We start from the raw sequence: 16072 nt of genomic DNA, 5'->3' as shown, positions 1-16072 counted from the left end.
GTACAGTCTGTTAACAAAAACACAAATATTAGTTCAATAATGCAGGCTGAGCTCAGATTAACTTGTGCGAAAAAATAAGCAGTGGCAATAAAAGCCGGGATTAAAAATTCTGTAACATTGTTTTTATTGTAATGAACCTTATATAGATTACCTTGTCAGTACTTCCGATTTAATTATTAGTCAAAAAAGGAAACGTTGTAACTATCATGGCAGCAGAACAATTCAGACAACTACAAGGTTACCTGGACTCTCAGGTTATTGGTCAAAGCGCCCTCACCCGCAACATTTTGATTGCCCTTTTGGCAAACGGCCACTTACTGGTTGAAGGCCCTCCCGGCCTGGCTAAAACACGCGCAGTAAACGCACTGGCGCAAGGACTGGAGGGCGACTTCCATCGGGTCCAGTTTACCCCGGATCTATTACCGGCAGATTTAACCGGTACCGATATTTATCGCCCCGAAGATGGCAGTTTTGTATTTCAGTCCGGCCCGCTATTTCACAATTTAGTATTAGCTGATGAAATCAACCGGGCCCCGGCCAAGGTTCAATCGGCCCTGCTCGAAGCCATGGCAGAACGACAGATTACCGTTGGCAATAAAACCTATCCCTTACCGGAGCTATTTCTGGTAATGGCAACCCAAAACCCGATTGAACAGGAAGGCACCTACCCTCTGCCGGAAGCACAGCTGGACCGCTTTCTGATGCATCTGGAAATTGACTACCCCGGTGCTGACACAGAACTAAAAATCCTGCAGCTGACCCGTAACGAAGAACTCCACCAGGCTGTTGAAAAACCGGTTGAACTAAGACAACAGGATCTGTTCGATGCACGTAAACAAGTGTTACAAATTCATCTGGCTGATGCACTAGAACAATATCTGGTGCAACTGATTATCGCCACTCGCCAACCGGAACAATATGACCCTCAGTTGGCAAACTGGATTGAATTTGGTGCCAGCCCAAGAGCGACCATTGCCCTGGATCGATGTGCAAGAGCCCATGCCTGGTTAAATGGCCGTGATTTTGTCGGTCCAGACGATATTCAGGCAGTATTTCACAATGTGTTACGTCACCGTCTGTTGCTCAGCTACGAAGCCGAAGCCGAAGGGGTCACCACTAATCAGGTATTAGACAAGATATTACAACTGGTCACCGTACCTTAAACGGTTAATGCACATGAAAGACGTTGTAAATTGGTTATCCGAGCGACATTGTGATGGCGTCAGTCTGGGTATCAAGGAATTACTCCATTACCAGAATAAAACCGGCTTGCTGGATCTGTCTCCCAAACTGACCATTCAGGCCAAGTTGGCCGGTAGCTATTTGGCCAAAACCAAAGGTCGAGGCATGGAGTTTGACGAAGCCCGTCATTATCAGCAGGGTGATGATATCCGTGCGATTGACTGGCGAGTAACGGCAAGAACAGGCAAAACCCACACCAAAGTGTATCGGGAAGAAAAGGAACGGCCGGTGTTTATTCTTGCCGATATGTCAGCGAGTATGTATTTTGGCACCCGTTTGTTGTTTAAATCGGTACAAGTGGCGCATATTGCCTCGCTGATTGCCTGGTCGGCGCAAAAACGCGGCGATCGAGTTGGCGGATTAATTTTCAACCACAACCAGCACCGTGAATTCAAACCTTATACCCGTCACAAAGCGGTGTTGTCTTTTTTACATGGTTTGATGGAATTTCATCAACCAGGCAACAATCAACAGCAATACCGTTTTTCTGAAGCTTGTGCACGAGTCAGGCGTTTAGCCAGACCGGGCAGTCTGATTTTCATTTTAAGTGACTTTTTGAATCTTGATGAGGCTGCAAAACAGCATATCAGCCGGATGACCCGACATTGCGAAGTCATTGCCCATCCAATCAGCGACCCCTTCGAGCACGAATTACCTAAAGTCAAAGTCGCTCAGCCCGTGGCATTAACCAACGGCACGGAAAGTCAAACCATTATGCTGGGTGAAGGGAATACAGAACAAAGGTATGCCAATAATCATCAACAACATTTTGCACAGATGATCCATACATTGAAGCAATGCCGTTGCAAGGTCATCCCTCTATCCGCTGCTGAACCACTAGAAACACAGCTTGGTATGCGAACATGAATCCGCTAGAACAGTTAAAAGACATTCATTTACCTGCCCAGGTCGGTGCCTGGCCCCCCGCTTGGGGCTGGTGGTTGCTGGCAGTAGTATTGTTGACCCTGATTGCCCTGACCACTCGCTGGCTGGTCAGACGCTATCGTAAAAAACAGGCCATACGTGAGGCCATGGTCTTACTGGCCCAGCTAGATCAGCAGGATAAAAATTATCCACAGCAACTCAATTCGTTGCTCAAGCGTCTGTCGCTCAGCTATTTTCCACGGATTAACATTGCAAGATTGCATCAACAGGACTGGTTAGCCTTTTTGAGCCGCCAGCTACCGGCGAGAAAACAGCATGAGTTTGAATCCGGTTATCAGATGTTACTAAACACTTTATATGATCCCAACGCCGAAAAGTTAGATCATCAACAAGCCCGTACTTTGGTACAAGGCTGGATCAAGGCCGCATTACCGCCTAACAAACAGGAGGTCACGCATGTTTGAATTCGCCTGGCCCTGGGTGTTTATCGTTCTGCCCCTGCCCCTGTTGGTTAGATGGCTACCGGCGCGTCAGCAGCAACAATCCGTGGCGCTGCGGGTACCCAATCTGACTGACAGTCTGGAAACACAAACCAGTCAACCCAAATTGAATTACTGGAAACTGCTGCTCGCCACACTGATCTGGTTATGTCTGGTTGGCGCAGCTGCCCGACCTCAATGGCTGGGAGAACCGATGAGTATTCCGGCCGAAGGACGGGATTTAATGGTTGCAGTAGATTTATCCGGCAGCATGAAAATAGACGATATGCAGATTAACGGTCGTCAGGTTGACCGGCTGATGATGATTAAATATGTATTGAGCGAATTTATACAGCGCCGTGTTGGTGATCGTCTGGGGCTTATTTTATTTGCTGATACCGCCTATTTACAGGCGCCGCTGACCTATGATCGTAATACAGTCACCCAACTGCTGGAAGAATCGGTGATTGGGCTGGTGGGCGAACAAACGGCCATTGGTGATGCGGTTGGTTTGGCGGTTAAACGTTTTGAACAGAAAAAAGATTCCAACCGGGTGTTAGTGTTACTGACCGACGGACAAAATACCGCCGGCAATATATCCCCCGCCCAGGCTACCGAGCTGGCTAAAGCAAACAAGATTACCGTGTATACCATCGGCGTCGGTGCCGATCAGATGCAGGTGCAAAGCTTCTTTGGCACCCGCACGGTAAATCCGTCACAGGAACTGGATGAAAAAATGCTCAGCCATATTGCCGAACAAACTGGTGGCCGTTATTTTCGCGCCCGAGATGCGCAGGATCTGGAGCATATCTACGCTATTCTGGACGAATTGGAGCCCATCGCGCGGGAAAGTCGTCAGATGCGGCCGTTGCAGGCGTTATTTTTCTATCCTTTAGCCGTGGCACTTGTTCTAAGTTTGCTCATCGCCATATTGCCACTGGCTCACTCTATCAAACATAGATGGAGGCGTTCCTGATGCCGGATATGTCCTTATTTCATTTTTTGCGGCCCGACTGGTTATGGGCGCTAGTGCCGATGTTATTAATGCTGATTGCATTAGTGCTTTTACATAAACAAAAATCCGGCTGGCAAGGCGTTTTAGCCGGGCACCTGTACCAACACATCATCAGCGAACAGGTAAAAGGACAGTCCCGGCCACTTTGGTGGCTGCTGGCGCTGGTTTGGCTGTTAGCTGTTATTGCTTTGGCAGGCCCGACCTGGGAACGACTACCCCAACCTGTATATCAGCTTAATACCGGTAAAGTCGTGGTGCTGGATATGTCATTATCAATGCGCGCCACCGACATCAAACCGGACCGTCTCACCCGGGCCAAATATAAAGCTATCGACCTGGTGAAGAAAATTGCCGAAGGCGAAACCGGACTGATCGCCTATGCCGGGGATGCGTTTACCATTAGTCCATTGAGTACCGATGGCCAGAATCTTACTGCTCTAATCCCCGGCCTGGTACCAGAAATTATGCCAGTGCGCGGTAGCGAACCCTATTTAGGGCTGAAGGCCGCTGCAGATTTACTCGACAATGCCGGTTTTTCTCAAGGAGAAATATTCTGGATCACCGACGGGGTGGATAACCAGCAAATCAAGGAAATCAGCGACTTCTTCGGTGACAGTCCCTATCGAGTTTCCATTTTAGGCGTGGGCACCAACGACGGAGCGCCAATTGCCACCAGTGACGGTCAATTGCTTAAAGACAGTAGTGGTGCAATCGTGATCCCCAAATTGAACAGTTCGCAGCTCGAAGCCTTGGCCTCAAAAGGTCGCGGTCGCTTTGCCCATTTACAACCTGATGATAGCGATATTGATTATCTCACCAATCAGGCGTTAGTCAGCCGGGACACCGACGAGAAACAGCAGGATGATAATAGCAGTGGTGATCAGTGGCGTGAAATGGGCCCATGGCTGTTGCTACTGGTGTTGCCATTGGCTGCTTATGGTTTTCGCCGCGGATTAGTGATGGCTGTACTTTCGGTCAGCTTGTTGTCTGGCTATACACCACAGGCTCAGGCCAACTGGTGGGATGATATGTGGCAACGACCGGATCAACAAGGCCAGCGCGCGTTTGATAACCAACAATATGCCCAAGCTGCCGAACAATTTAATAACCCGATGTGGCAAGGCAGCGCCTATTACAAAAATGGCGATTACCAAGCTGCACTGGATGCCTTTAGCCAATTGGATAGCGCCGAGGCGTTATACAATCAGGGCAACGCTCTGGCTCAGTTAAATCAGATTGATGATGCGATTGAAGCCTATCGACAAGCACTGGAAAAACAGCCTGACTTTGAGGATGCCAAACAAAACAAAGCCCTGCTGGAGCAAATGAAACAACAGCAAGAGCAGCAAAAACAGGATCAGCAAGATCAACAGAAGCAGGATGATCAATCCCAGCAGGAAAAAAACCAGCAAAATGAAAACGGTGAAAATTCCACCGGCGATGGCAGCGAGCAACAACAGCAAAATGACCAACAGCAAAATGACCAACAGCAACAGTCCGAGCAGGAACAACAATCGGAAGAACAGGAAAAACAGCAACAGGAACAGCAGTCCGAAGGCCAATCCCAGCAAGGACAGCCTGAACAATCTCAGGCACAAGCCCAGCAAATGGAAATGACCGAAGAAGAAAAAGAACAAATGCTGAAAATGCAAAATTTGCTGCGCAAGGTGCCTGACGATCCTGCCTATTTGCTCAAACGCAAAATGCAGCTGGAATATCAGCAACGTAAACGTCGGCAAATCCATCCGCCGAATAAGGATGACTGGTAATGTATCCGCTAACGACTTTAATGAATCACTTGATCAGAACTATGCGAGTTTCACCCAAGATGCTAAGAACACTCATTCTATCCTCATTGATATTTTGTCATAGCGCGCTGGCGCTGGAAATCACCGCGACAGTGGATAAAAATCCGGTGATGGTAGATGAATCTTTCACCCTGCAAGTTAGCGCTGACGATGATATGGACGTTAGCGCCTTTGATCCGTCACCGCTGATGAAAGATTTTGTGGTGGGTCGCACCTCGGTCAGTCGCCAGACCCAGATGGTCAACTTTAACACCACCAAAATTACCCGCTGGAACACTGTGCTTATTCCGCGCAAGCAAGGCCGCTATACCATTCCTGCTCTCAAGGTTGCGGGCAAGACGACTCAACCCATTAACTTGATGGTGATACCGGTATCGGCCAGTCATCAGGGCCAGAACCGTGATTTATATGTCACCACCGAAGTCGACACCACCAAAGCCTATTTACAAACCCAGATACGCTATACGGCAAAATTGTATCTGGCGGTTGATTTACAGCGTGGTAGCCTGGAATCACCCAAAATCGCCGATGCCGATATCCGCCAGATTGGCAAAGACAAAGAATATTCGGACATTGTCGATGGTCGCCGCTACCGGATCATTGAACGTACTTTCGCTATCATTCCGCAAAAAAGCGGCAAGTTCACCATTAATGGTCCCCTGTTTGAAGGGGAAGTCATTGATAACAGCAACAGCAACCAGTCCTTCGGCTTTTTTAAACGCACCAAGAATGTTAGTCGTGTAGGGCCCGCCATCGATATCGAAGTGTTACCGGTACCCGATAATTATCCGGATCATTGGTTGCCCAGTGATTTTGTCCAGCTCACCGAAGAATGGCAACCTGGACCAGACGAATATAAGGTAGGCGAGCCCATTACCCGGACAATTAGTTTGACCGCTGTCGGGCTGGTTGAAGAACAGCTGCCGGAAATTAACAGCCAGTATCCTGACGAGGTCAAAACCTATCCCGATCAGGCTAAAACGGCCACCGTCGAGCAAGATGGCAATCTCATTGCCCAACGTACTGAAACCATCGCTATTATCCCTAACAGTGACGGAAAAATTAAAATACCCGCGGTCAGTGTGCCCTGGTTTAATGTGGTGACGGGTGAAACCGAGTATGCACGGCTGCCGGCGCGTACTATTTCCGTCGCCGCGGGTGCGGCAACAAAAGCCGTTCCAGCTACCACAACGCCAGTGGAAACCCTTGAGCCATCATCTGAACCGATCCCGGCACAATCGACGTCAAATATAATCGCCCCTCAACAGCCGATATACTGGTCTATCAGCAGCACTGTTCTGACAGTACTATGGTTGCTGACCCTATTTTTATGGTGGTACACCCGACGCATTACCCAAAATGCACCGGCAGTCTCGGTACACCAAAATCAGCGCGCAGTATCCAATAAGCAGCTTAACCAGATATTGGCCTCGAATGATCCTGCAGCAGCACTGCCTGTTATAACTCGTTGGTTGGCTGATTATTGTCAAAAGCCCAACCAGTCATTGGCTGCCAGCCAGCGACAAATTGCCGACGAAAGTCTTAATCAGCAAATCAGTTACATGCTATCTTGTTTATATGCCAAACAAACGGCGCAATGGGATGGCTCCAAATTGCTTGAAATTATTAATCAACTGGCTAAACAGTCATCGCCTGTCAGCGACCATCCGTACAAGCTGGAACCCTTGTATCCGAATAGATCAATCCAGACCAAATAATAACTGACTGGGACATAACAAAACTGTGCTGAAGCGAAATAAAAAACAGCCTGACAGGGTCTTTACTGACATGGCATCTAAACAGAAACGCTATGAGGCTCTTGTCCACGCATTGCATGGTGATATCTTTCGCTATGCTTACTGGTTGGTCAAAGACAAGGCTGTGGCAGAAGATATTGTGCAGGAAACCTTTTTGCGGGCCTGGAAGTCGCTCGATTCACTGAAAGACGAAAACGCCGCCAAGTCCTGGTTGATTACCATATTACGCCGCGAAAACGCCCGCCGTTTCGAGCGTAAGCAATTTGACCTGGTCGATATGGATGACGTGGTACTGGCCGACGACATACACACTAATGAACAACAACTCGAGCACCGCGAGTTACATCATTTGATTGCCGGGCTGGCGGATGAATATCGCGAACCCTTATTGCTACAAGCCATATTTGGCCTTAGCGGCGATGAAATATCAATACAGCTAGGACTAAATAAAAATACGGTAATGACCCGTTTATTCAGAGCAAGAAACCAACTTAAAGAGGCATTGGAGCAACCCAATGAAAGACGAGGTAGCAAAAATGGATGAGTTAGAATTCCGTCGTACCATTTATGCTGATCCCGATAATACTGATGCGGAAATGATAGCAGCCGCACAACAGGACAAGGCCAAACAGCATTTCTGGCAAGACGTAAAACAGCTGGATAAACAGATAAAGCAAACGGTTAATCAGGTGGATATCCCTGATGGTCTGGCACACAGATTGATATTGCGACAGAGCATTGCCCGTCATCGCAAACAACAGGTAAAACAACGTTGGTATATTGCGCTCGCTGCTTCCGTAGCGTTTTTGCTGGGAATTAACTTTACCCTGTTGCAAAACAATACGCTGGATCTGACCCATTATGCGCTGGCGCATCGCTATCATGAGGGCGAAATTCCGATGCAGATGGACGAAAATGTCAGCCTGCAACAACTCAATGTTAAGCTGGCCAGTATGGGTGCACATTTGCAGAATGATATTGGTAAAGTGTATTTCGCCAACTTTTGTGATTTTGAACAAGTCCGCAGCCTGCATATGGTCATCGATAGCGGACAAGGAAAAATTACCGTTTTTGTTGTTCCCCATGATGAAAAATTCAAAATGGATGCACAATTTGCTGATCAGCGTTTTAACGGCAAGAGTATTGATTTAGGTGAAGTTGCGTTGATTGTACTGGGTGAGAAAAATCAACCACTGCAAGATGTAACCAACAAACTGAGCAAGCAACTGGTTTTCTCGGCATAACGCGGACAGGTGGAGTACAGAGACTAATTAACCTCAACTCGGGATAAGAAATGTCGTTTATATTTACAAAGGGTAAATAATTCAGATAGTTATATTATTCACTCAAAACCATTGTTGAATAAATAGTTTACTCAATGACGACATTTTTGTGCCTGGCAAGGCGGGGGTTCGTACGTCATAGTGGGCTATGACTAGAAAGCCCAACGCTGTCAGGTGCAAAAAGAGCGTTATTGAGAGGCGTGGCTTATCCCGAGCTGGGGTTAATTACCTTTATATTCCATCTTGATATGCTCTATGCCTGCATCATCAAAAGGCTCCCCTACCCCTTCAAAATCCAGCTTCTGATAAAAATGCATGGCTCCCGTCTGGGCGGTCAGGGTGATTTTTTTCTTGCGTACGGGATCAATATGGGAGCATTTTTGCAGCGCACGGCGCATCATTTTTACACCCCAGTCTGCCCCCCGGTATTCTTTTTCTAATACTACCCGTTCAATTTTTATTTCTTCACTGCCCGAACGAATACGCAAATAACCCACCAGTTTTTTGTCGATATGCAGCAACAGATGCCAACTGGCTTCATCCAGCCCGTCAATATCCTGATAAAGACTCTGCTGTTCTACAATAAATACTTTCTGGCGAAGCCGATAAATTGTTTGCAGCAGATATTGGTCTATTGCAGAAAATTTACACCATCTGAATTCTGACATACTGATCCGCTAGTGAAAGGAAAAACATATTGGTAGCATGCACTTATAATACACATAATAAAAATAAAATTTAGGAATATGTATGCAAAACGGCACTTTAATTTCTCTGGCAATCTATTTTGCCCTGATGTTGGCAATCGGGTTATACGCCTATCGCGTTTCCAGTCGTAACCTGTCGGGTTATATGTTGGGTGGCCGTTCTCTGGGCCCCGGTGTGACAGCACTATCAGCTGGTGCGTCGGACATGAGTGGCTGGATCTTGATGGGACTACCGGGCGCCATGTACATCACCGGACTTTCCAGTAGCTGGATTGTTATCGGACTGATAATGGGTGCCTATGTTAACTATTTACTGGTCGCGCCCAGATTGCGCATCTATACGGAAATAGCCGACGATGCGATCACCATCCCTGATTACTTTGAAAACCGTTTTGCAGACAAAAGTCGTTTACTCAGAATTATTTCTTCTCTTGTTATTATCATATTTTTCACCCTGTATACCTCTTCCGGGATCGTAGCGGGTGGCAAACTGTTTGAAAGCGCCTTCGGCCAAAGCTACGAACTGGGACTGTATGTCACCGCCGGCGTTGTGGTGATCTATACCCTGTTTGGCGGTTTTTTAGCGGTCAGCATGACGGACTTTGTACAAGGCTGTATTATGTTTACCGCATTGATTCTGGTGCCTTTAGTGGCACTAACCGATGTCGGAGGATTGGGCAATGCGCTACGTACTGTAGAACAAATCAATCCGCATATGCTCGATATGCTGCAAGGCACAACCATTATTGCAATTATTTCCAGCATGGCGTGGGGTTTGGGTTACTTTGGTCAGCCGCATATTATTGTCCGTTTTATGGCGATCCGTTCAGTACAACAGATTAAAACCGCACGACGTATTGGCATGAGCTGGATGATTGTCTCGGTTATCGGCGCCTTGGCCACAGGCTTGGTGGGGCTGGCTTACGCCACCCAACAAGGACTAACCGATGTAGATGCAGAAACCATTTTTATTGTCTTGTCACAACTGCTGTTCAACCCACTTGTTTCGGGTTTTCTGCTGGCGGCTGTGTTGGCTGCGATTATGAGCACCATATCATCACAATTGCTGGTCACCTCCAGTTCACTAACCGAAGATTTGTATAAAACCTTTATACGTAAACAGGCTACCGACTTGGAACTGGTCACTGTTGGGCGGTTATCAGTAGTAGTAGTGGCACTGGTGGCTATTGCGCTGGCCTACAACCGCGACAGCACTATTTTGTCGCTGGTAAGTAATGCCTGGGCAGGTTTTGGGGCTGCATTCGGGCCCGTGGTGCTATTTAGCCTGTTCTGGAAACGCATGAACGCTTTTGGCGCGATAGCTGGCATGATTGTCGGAGCGGTAACAGTCTTGTTATGGATCTACGCACCGTTACAAATTAATGGTCGAGCATTGGGCGACATTATTTATGAAATTGTGCCCGGTTTTATTCTGTGCAGCTTGACTATCTGGCTGGTCAGTTTACTGACTGCAGCGCCTGATCAAACTGTACTGCAACGCTTTAGCATAATGCGTCAAAAGTTATCGGATTTAGCGTAGCCGTGCATTCGAACCGGGCTAAATGATTAATTTGATTAACTTTAACCCGGATTGCATCTTTATAAAAAACGTGACCTAAGCTTAATTACATGTCAAATTATTGTTATCCAGCAACTTTTAAATAAATTGTTATGGCATTTTTTGCGGCACGGCAGCCCATTCTAGATATTGATAAACAATTGTTCGCTTACGAACTGTTGTTTCGTGAAAGTCTGGATAATGTTTTTCCGGAAACAATGGATGCTGAAGAAGCCACTTCACGTATGGTGGAAGGCTTACAATTTAATCTCGGACTGGATTGTTTAACCCAGAACAAATGTGCCTTTATTAATTTCACCCACGAATCATTAATCAAGCAATATCCGCAACTGTTGCCTAACGATCAGGTTGTGGTCGAAGTGTTGGAAACAGTCAAACCTGGCAAACAATTACTGGCAGCCATCATAGAACTTAAAGAAAAAGGTTATACCATTGCACTGGATGATTATATTCATCATAGAATTTGGCTGCATTTTTTCCCTTATATCGACATTATTAAAATTGACTGGAAAGAAACCTCACTGGAAACCATTAAAAAAGTCATCGAAGCAATAAAAACCTTTCCGCATATAAAACTGTTGGCCGAAAAAATAGAATCTCATGATGAGTTCAATATTGCTGTTGGGCTGGGGTTCAGTTACTTCCAAGGATATTTTTTTAGTCAACCGGAAGTCTTGCAGAGTCGAGCCATCAGCGCATCACAAATGTCATTGGCAAATTTAATGGTCGAACTCAGTCAAGCGGAACCAGATATCGACTCCGTCACCCGGGTCATTGAACAGGATGTCAATTTATCCTTTAAACTACTGCGTTATACCCAGTCTCCGTTGTTCAAACGCCGTAGTGAAATATCCACGATTAAACACGCCTTATCGGTATTGGGAAATCAGGAATTAAGACGTTTTATATCCGTTTTGTTTACCGCTCAATTTGCCGATAATAAACCACCAGAGTTGACCAATATGTCACTGGTCCGAGCCTGTTTCTGCGAATCACTGGCCTGCCTGACCGGCCACGAACAACAAAAAGAAAGCGCATTTTTGATCGGTTTATTGTCCCTGCTGGATGCGCTACTGGATACCAGTCTCGAAGAACTTCTGGAGAAATTGCCGCTGACAGACAATATAAAGCAAGCACTACTGAACCATCATGGCATATTCGGCCAATTTCTTGAATTGCTCACTGCACTGGAACACGCCGACTGGCCCAAGGTCACTCAACTGGAAAAAAGTGTCAATATCAGTAAAAAACAGGCAGGCGAGCTCTATCAGGGCGCTCTGCAATGGGCCAATCAGAGACAGGAATACGGCTAAAACCTCTACATAGCTATTTTTCTCGCAACTGCGTTATAAAAAAATACCAATGTGTCTATGCTTACCAAGATTAAGTGGCAACAACGATATGGACTACCAAGCTCAACAACTCCTAAACTGCAACACGAGATATTATGCCTTTATACGCTTTCATATAGTTTTTTGATTAATTCATTCTCGGCGATTTTCGTGTTAAGTTTATATACATAGGCTATTTTGGAATATAGCAAGGAAAATCAGCTCTTTAGGCATTAAAACTGTTACCAAACAGAGACATTTTCTTACTTTAATTGGCATTTAATAACGGAATCATCCATGACGGTAAAAATCCCCACAGTTACGCATTTAAAACAGTTAGAAGCAGAAAGTATTCATATTTTTCGCGAAGTTGCTGCTGAGTTCGAGAATCCGGTTATGCTTTACTCCGTCGGTAAAGACTCTTCTGTACTATTGCATGTTGCTCGCAAAGCGTTTGCTCCTGGCAAAATTCCTTTTCCGCTGATGCATGTTGACACCACCTGGAAGTTTCACGAAATGATCGAGTTTCGTGATCGGATGGCAGAAAAACATCAGCTTGAATTGATTGTGCACAAAAATCAGCAGGGTATTGATATGGGGGTCGGGCCTTTCACCCATGGTAGTGCCAAGCATACCGATATTATGAAGACTCAGGCACTGAAACAGGCATTGAACAAATACAAATTTGATGCAGCTTTTGGTGGCGCAAGACGGGACGAAGAAAAATCCCGTGCCAAAGAACGGGTTTACTCCTTTCGCGATGAAAACCATCGCTGGGATCCAAAAAATCAGCGGCCTGAGCTGTGGAACATTTATAATTCCAAAATTAATAAAGGCGAAAGTATTCGGGTGTTCCCAATGTCAAATTGGACCGAGCTGGACATTTGGCAATATATTTATCTGGAAAATATTGAAATTCCTTCCCTGTATCTGGCCAAACCCCGCCCGGTAGTGGAAAGGGACGGTGTGCTGATTATGGTAGATGATGACAGAATGCCACTCAAGGAAGGTGAAACGCCGCAAATGAAGTCGGTGCGTTTCCGTACCCTCGGTTGCTATCCGCTAACCGGCGCTGTGGAATCAACTGCGGCTACCTTGCCAGAAGTCATCCAGGAAATGCTATTAACCAAAACCTCCGAACGTCAGGGCCGGGTTATCGATCATGATGAAGCCGGGTCGATGGAGAAGAAAAAAATGGAAGGATATTTCTAATGGCAAACAATATTGTATGGCACGAACATAAAATCGATAAACAGGCTCGGGCCGAAGCGAAAAAGCAAAAGCCCTGTGTAATATGGTTCACCGGGTTAAGCGGCTCAGGCAAGTCCACCATCGCGAATATTCTGGAGCAGAAACTGCACGCTCAAGGCAAGCAAACCTATCTACTGGATGGTGACAATGTGCGCCATGGACTCTGTGGTGATTTGGGTTTTAGTGACAAAGACCGGGTTGAAAATATTCGTCGTATCAGCGAGGTATCCAAGCTGTTCGTGGATGCCGGATTAATTGTTATTACTGCGTTTATTTCGCCCTTTAGAACCGATCGTGACTCTGCTCGTCAAACCTTGGATAAGGGCGAGTTTGTCGAGGTGTTTGTTGATACCCCTCTGGATGTCTGTGAACAGCGCGACCCCAAAGGCTTATACGAAAAGGCGCGCAAAGGTGATATCAAAGATTTTACCGGTATCGGTTCTGATTATCAGTCGCCACTTAATCCGGAATGCCATCTGAAGTTTAATGGCGAAGATGCCGAGCAAAGTGCCGATCAACTTATTGAACAACTAAAACAGCAAGGATATCTGGATTAATGGGTGACGTTATCTCACATCAACCAGTTATTGATATTGCACATCAGGCCGGTCAGGCCATTATGCAGATATATCAACGCAATTTTGACATTAGTACCAAGGCAGATACCAGTCCGCTTACCGAAGCCGATTTAGCCGCACACAATGTTATTGTAAAAGGTTTGCAGACTATTTCGGATTTGCCCATTCTTTCTGAAGAATCCGCCAATATCCCCTGGCAACAGCGTCAGCAGTGGGATAGATACTGGCTGGTCGATCCGCTGGATGGCACCAAGGAATTTATCAAAAAAAATGGTGAGTTTACTGTCAATATCGCACTCATTAATCAGGGTCAACCGGTTTGGGGCGTGGTTTACGCTCCTGTGCTACAGAAAACCTATGTCGGCGATGCGCACTCAGGTGCCTATGTCATCGACAAGGGCAGCAAAACTGATATCAGGGTGCAACCCCATCGAGACAACGAAACCTGGCAAGTGGTTGGCAGCCGTTCCCATCAGAGCCCTGAAATTCAGGATTTTCTAAACAGTTTGCCGGGCGAAACCAATCTGGTCGCAATGGGCAGTTCATTAAAGTTATGCCTTGTCGCCGAAGGTGTCGCCCACGTTTATCCCCGCCTGGGCCCCACTTCCGAGTGGGATACCGCCGCCGCACAAGCTGTAGTGGAGGCCGCCGGAGGACAGGTTACCATTCATCCGGATGGACAACCTTTACGTTATAACCAGAAAGAATCCGTTTTAAACCCTTATTTTGTGGTGAATTGCAAAGATGAATAGTGAAAACCAGTTACTTCAATCCGACATCCTGTCTTATCTCGATCAGCATGAGAAAAAGGATCTGCAGCGCTTTATCACCTGTGGAAGCGTTGATGATGGCAAAAGTACCTTAATAGGCCGTCTGTTACATGACTCCAAAATGATCTTTGAAGATCAGTTGGCGGCCATTACCAAAGACAGCAAGAAAGTTGGCACCACAGGCGAAAAAGTTGATTTGGCTCTGCTGGTAGACGGCCTGCAGTCGGAACGCGAGCAAGGTATTACTATTGATGTGGCCTATCGCTATTTTTCCACCGACAAACGCAAGTTTATTGTTGCCGATACACCGGGACATGAGCAATACACCCGTAACATGGTGACAGGTGCTTCAACCTGTGATTTAGCAGTAATCCTGATCGATGCCCGTAGCGGCGTAAAAACCCAGACCAAACGCCATTCATTCCTGGTGTCCTTGCTTGGCATCAAGCACGTCATTGTGGCGGTAAACAAGATGGATCTGAAAGATTACGATCAAAAAGTATTCGAGACGATTAAAACCGACTATCTGCGTTTTGCTGCCCAGTTGGATATCCCGGATATTCATTTTGTACCCATGTCCGCCCTGGAAGGCGACAACGTGGTGAATCGCAGCGATAACACGCCCTGGTATCAAGGCGAAACCTTGATGCAAATGCTGGAAAATATCGAAATCGCGGAAGATGTCAATAACGACGATTTCCGTTTTCCGGTTCAGTATGTCAGTCGCCCCGATTTAAACTATCGCGGCTTTGCCGGTACCGTGGTCTCGGGGAGCATCGCTCCGGGCGATGAAATTGTCGCGTTACCTTCGGGCAAAAAGTCCAGAGTCAAGTCTATTGACACCTTTGACGGCTCACTGGATATCGCCTACTCGCCTTTGGCCGTGACATTGACACTGGAAGACGAAATCGATATATCTCGCGGCGATATGATTGTCAAAGCCGATAATATGCCTTTTGTGGGCGGCCAGTTTAAATCTACCCTGGTGTGGATGGCTGAAGACAGCATGACGCCAAATAAGCAATACGATTTCAAGTTTGCCACTAAAACTGTTGCCGGTAGTGTGAATGACATCAATTACCAGATTGATGTGAATACCCTTGAACATACTTCCTCTACCCATCTGGGCTTAAACGAAATTGCCGTTTGTGATATCAAACTGAATCAGTCGGTTGCCTGTGATCCATATCAGCAAAATCGTGCCACAGGTGCCTTTATCATTATCGATCGTCTGACCAATGGGACAGTTGGAGCCGGGATGATCATTGCAAAAAATGAACAGTCCAAGGCAAAAACACAACAGTATTCAGAATTTGAGCTGGAATTTAACCAATTAGTGAGAAAACATTTCCCTCATTGGCAGGCACTGGATATTACTAAATTTTAG

Annotated in this window: 15 protein-coding genes; 14 read left to right on the top strand and 1 reads right to left on the bottom strand. The window is 46.5% G+C overall.

Annotation, left to right across the window (positions count from 1 at the left end; genetic code table 11):
* Positions 1 to 206 precede the first annotated feature (206 nt).
* The 8 genes from V1467_RS07755 (at position 207) to V1467_RS07720 (ending at position 8430) form a co-directional block, all read left to right on the top strand.
* Positions 207 to 1163, top strand: coding sequence for an AAA family ATPase (locus V1467_RS07755; RefSeq protein ID WP_416308221.1), 957 nt, complete (start codon positions 207 to 209; stop codon positions 1161 to 1163).
* A gap of 13 nt (positions 1164 to 1176) precedes the next feature.
* Positions 1177 to 2109: a DUF58 domain-containing protein gene (locus V1467_RS07750; protein ID WP_416308220.1), complete on the top strand. Its 933-nt coding sequence runs from the start codon at positions 1177 to 1179 to the stop codon at positions 2107 to 2109.
* Entirely contained in the window at positions 2106 to 2591 is a 486-nt protein-coding gene (locus V1467_RS07745; RefSeq protein ID WP_416308219.1) for a DUF4381 domain-containing protein, read from the top strand. Before V1467_RS07750 ends, V1467_RS07745 begins: the two co-directional genes overlap by 4 nt.
* On the top strand, positions 2584 to 3582 hold the full coding sequence (locus V1467_RS07740) for a vWA domain-containing protein (protein WP_416308218.1): 999 nt from the start codon (positions 2584 to 2586) through the stop codon (positions 3580 to 3582). The genes V1467_RS07745 and V1467_RS07740 overlap by 8 nt, the downstream gene beginning before the upstream one ends.
* A complete protein-coding gene (locus V1467_RS07735) occupies positions 3582 to 5390 on the top strand; it encodes a vWA domain-containing protein (protein WP_416308217.1) in 1809 nt (602 codons plus the stop codon). The genes V1467_RS07740 and V1467_RS07735 overlap by 1 nt, the downstream gene beginning before the upstream one ends.
* A gap of 59 nt (positions 5391 to 5449) precedes the next feature.
* Positions 5450 to 7147 carry a BatD family protein gene (locus tag V1467_RS07730; RefSeq protein ID WP_416308216.1) on the top strand — a complete coding sequence of 566 codons (1698 nt, stop codon included), beginning with the start codon at positions 5450 to 5452 and terminating at the stop codon, positions 7145 to 7147.
* Between the two features lie 70 nt (positions 7148 to 7217).
* Entirely contained in the window at positions 7218 to 7730 is a 513-nt protein-coding gene (locus tag V1467_RS07725; RefSeq protein ID WP_416308215.1) for a sigma-70 family RNA polymerase sigma factor, read from the top strand.
* Entirely contained in the window at positions 7702 to 8430 is a 729-nt protein-coding gene (locus tag V1467_RS07720; RefSeq protein WP_416308214.1) for a DUF3379 family protein, read from the top strand. Before V1467_RS07725 ends, V1467_RS07720 begins: the two co-directional genes overlap by 29 nt.
* Positions 8431 to 8690: 260 nt before the next feature.
* On the opposite strand, the gene V1467_RS07715 is transcribed toward V1467_RS07720, so the two are convergent.
* Positions 8691 to 9137: a GNAT family N-acetyltransferase gene (locus V1467_RS07715; RefSeq protein ID WP_416308213.1), complete on the bottom strand. Its 447-nt coding sequence runs from the start codon at positions 9135 to 9137 to the stop codon at positions 8691 to 8693.
* A gap of 82 nt (positions 9138 to 9219) precedes the next feature.
* Between V1467_RS07715 and putP the strand changes: the two genes are divergently transcribed.
* From putP to cysN, 6 genes are all read left to right on the top strand, one after another.
* Entirely contained in the window at positions 9220 to 10716 is a 1497-nt protein-coding gene (putP, locus tag V1467_RS07710) for a sodium/proline symporter PutP (protein WP_416308212.1), read from the top strand.
* Positions 10717 to 10847: 131 nt separating this feature from the next.
* On the top strand, positions 10848 to 12068 hold the full coding sequence (locus V1467_RS07705; protein WP_416308211.1) for an EAL and HDOD domain-containing protein: 1221 nt from the start codon (positions 10848 to 10850) through the stop codon (positions 12066 to 12068).
* A gap of 315 nt (positions 12069 to 12383) precedes the next feature.
* Positions 12384 to 13298 carry a sulfate adenylyltransferase subunit CysD gene (gene cysD, locus V1467_RS07700; RefSeq protein ID WP_416308210.1) on the top strand — a complete coding sequence of 305 codons (915 nt, stop codon included), beginning with the start codon at positions 12384 to 12386 and terminating at the stop codon, positions 13296 to 13298.
* Positions 13298 to 13894 carry an adenylyl-sulfate kinase gene (cysC, locus tag V1467_RS07695; RefSeq protein WP_416308209.1) on the top strand — a complete coding sequence of 199 codons (597 nt, stop codon included), beginning with the start codon at positions 13298 to 13300 and terminating at the stop codon, positions 13892 to 13894. The genes cysD and cysC overlap by 1 nt, the downstream gene beginning before the upstream one ends.
* Positions 13894 to 14667 carry a 3'(2'),5'-bisphosphate nucleotidase CysQ gene (gene cysQ / locus V1467_RS07690; RefSeq protein WP_416308208.1) on the top strand — a complete coding sequence of 258 codons (774 nt, stop codon included), beginning with the start codon at positions 13894 to 13896 and terminating at the stop codon, positions 14665 to 14667. Before cysC ends, cysQ begins: the two co-directional genes overlap by 1 nt.
* The gene (cysN, locus tag V1467_RS07685) at positions 14660 to 16072 is read left to right on the top strand and encodes a sulfate adenylyltransferase subunit CysN (protein ID WP_416308207.1); all 1413 of its coding nucleotides are present in this window, start codon (positions 14660 to 14662) and stop codon (positions 16070 to 16072) included. Before cysQ ends, cysN begins: the two co-directional genes overlap by 8 nt.

The organism is Neptunicella plasticusilytica (assembly GCF_047922965.1).
GTDB lineage: Bacteria > Pseudomonadota > Gammaproteobacteria > Enterobacterales > Alteromonadaceae > Neptunicella > Neptunicella plasticusilytica.
This window is presented reverse-complemented; position numbering and strand designations above follow the sequence as displayed.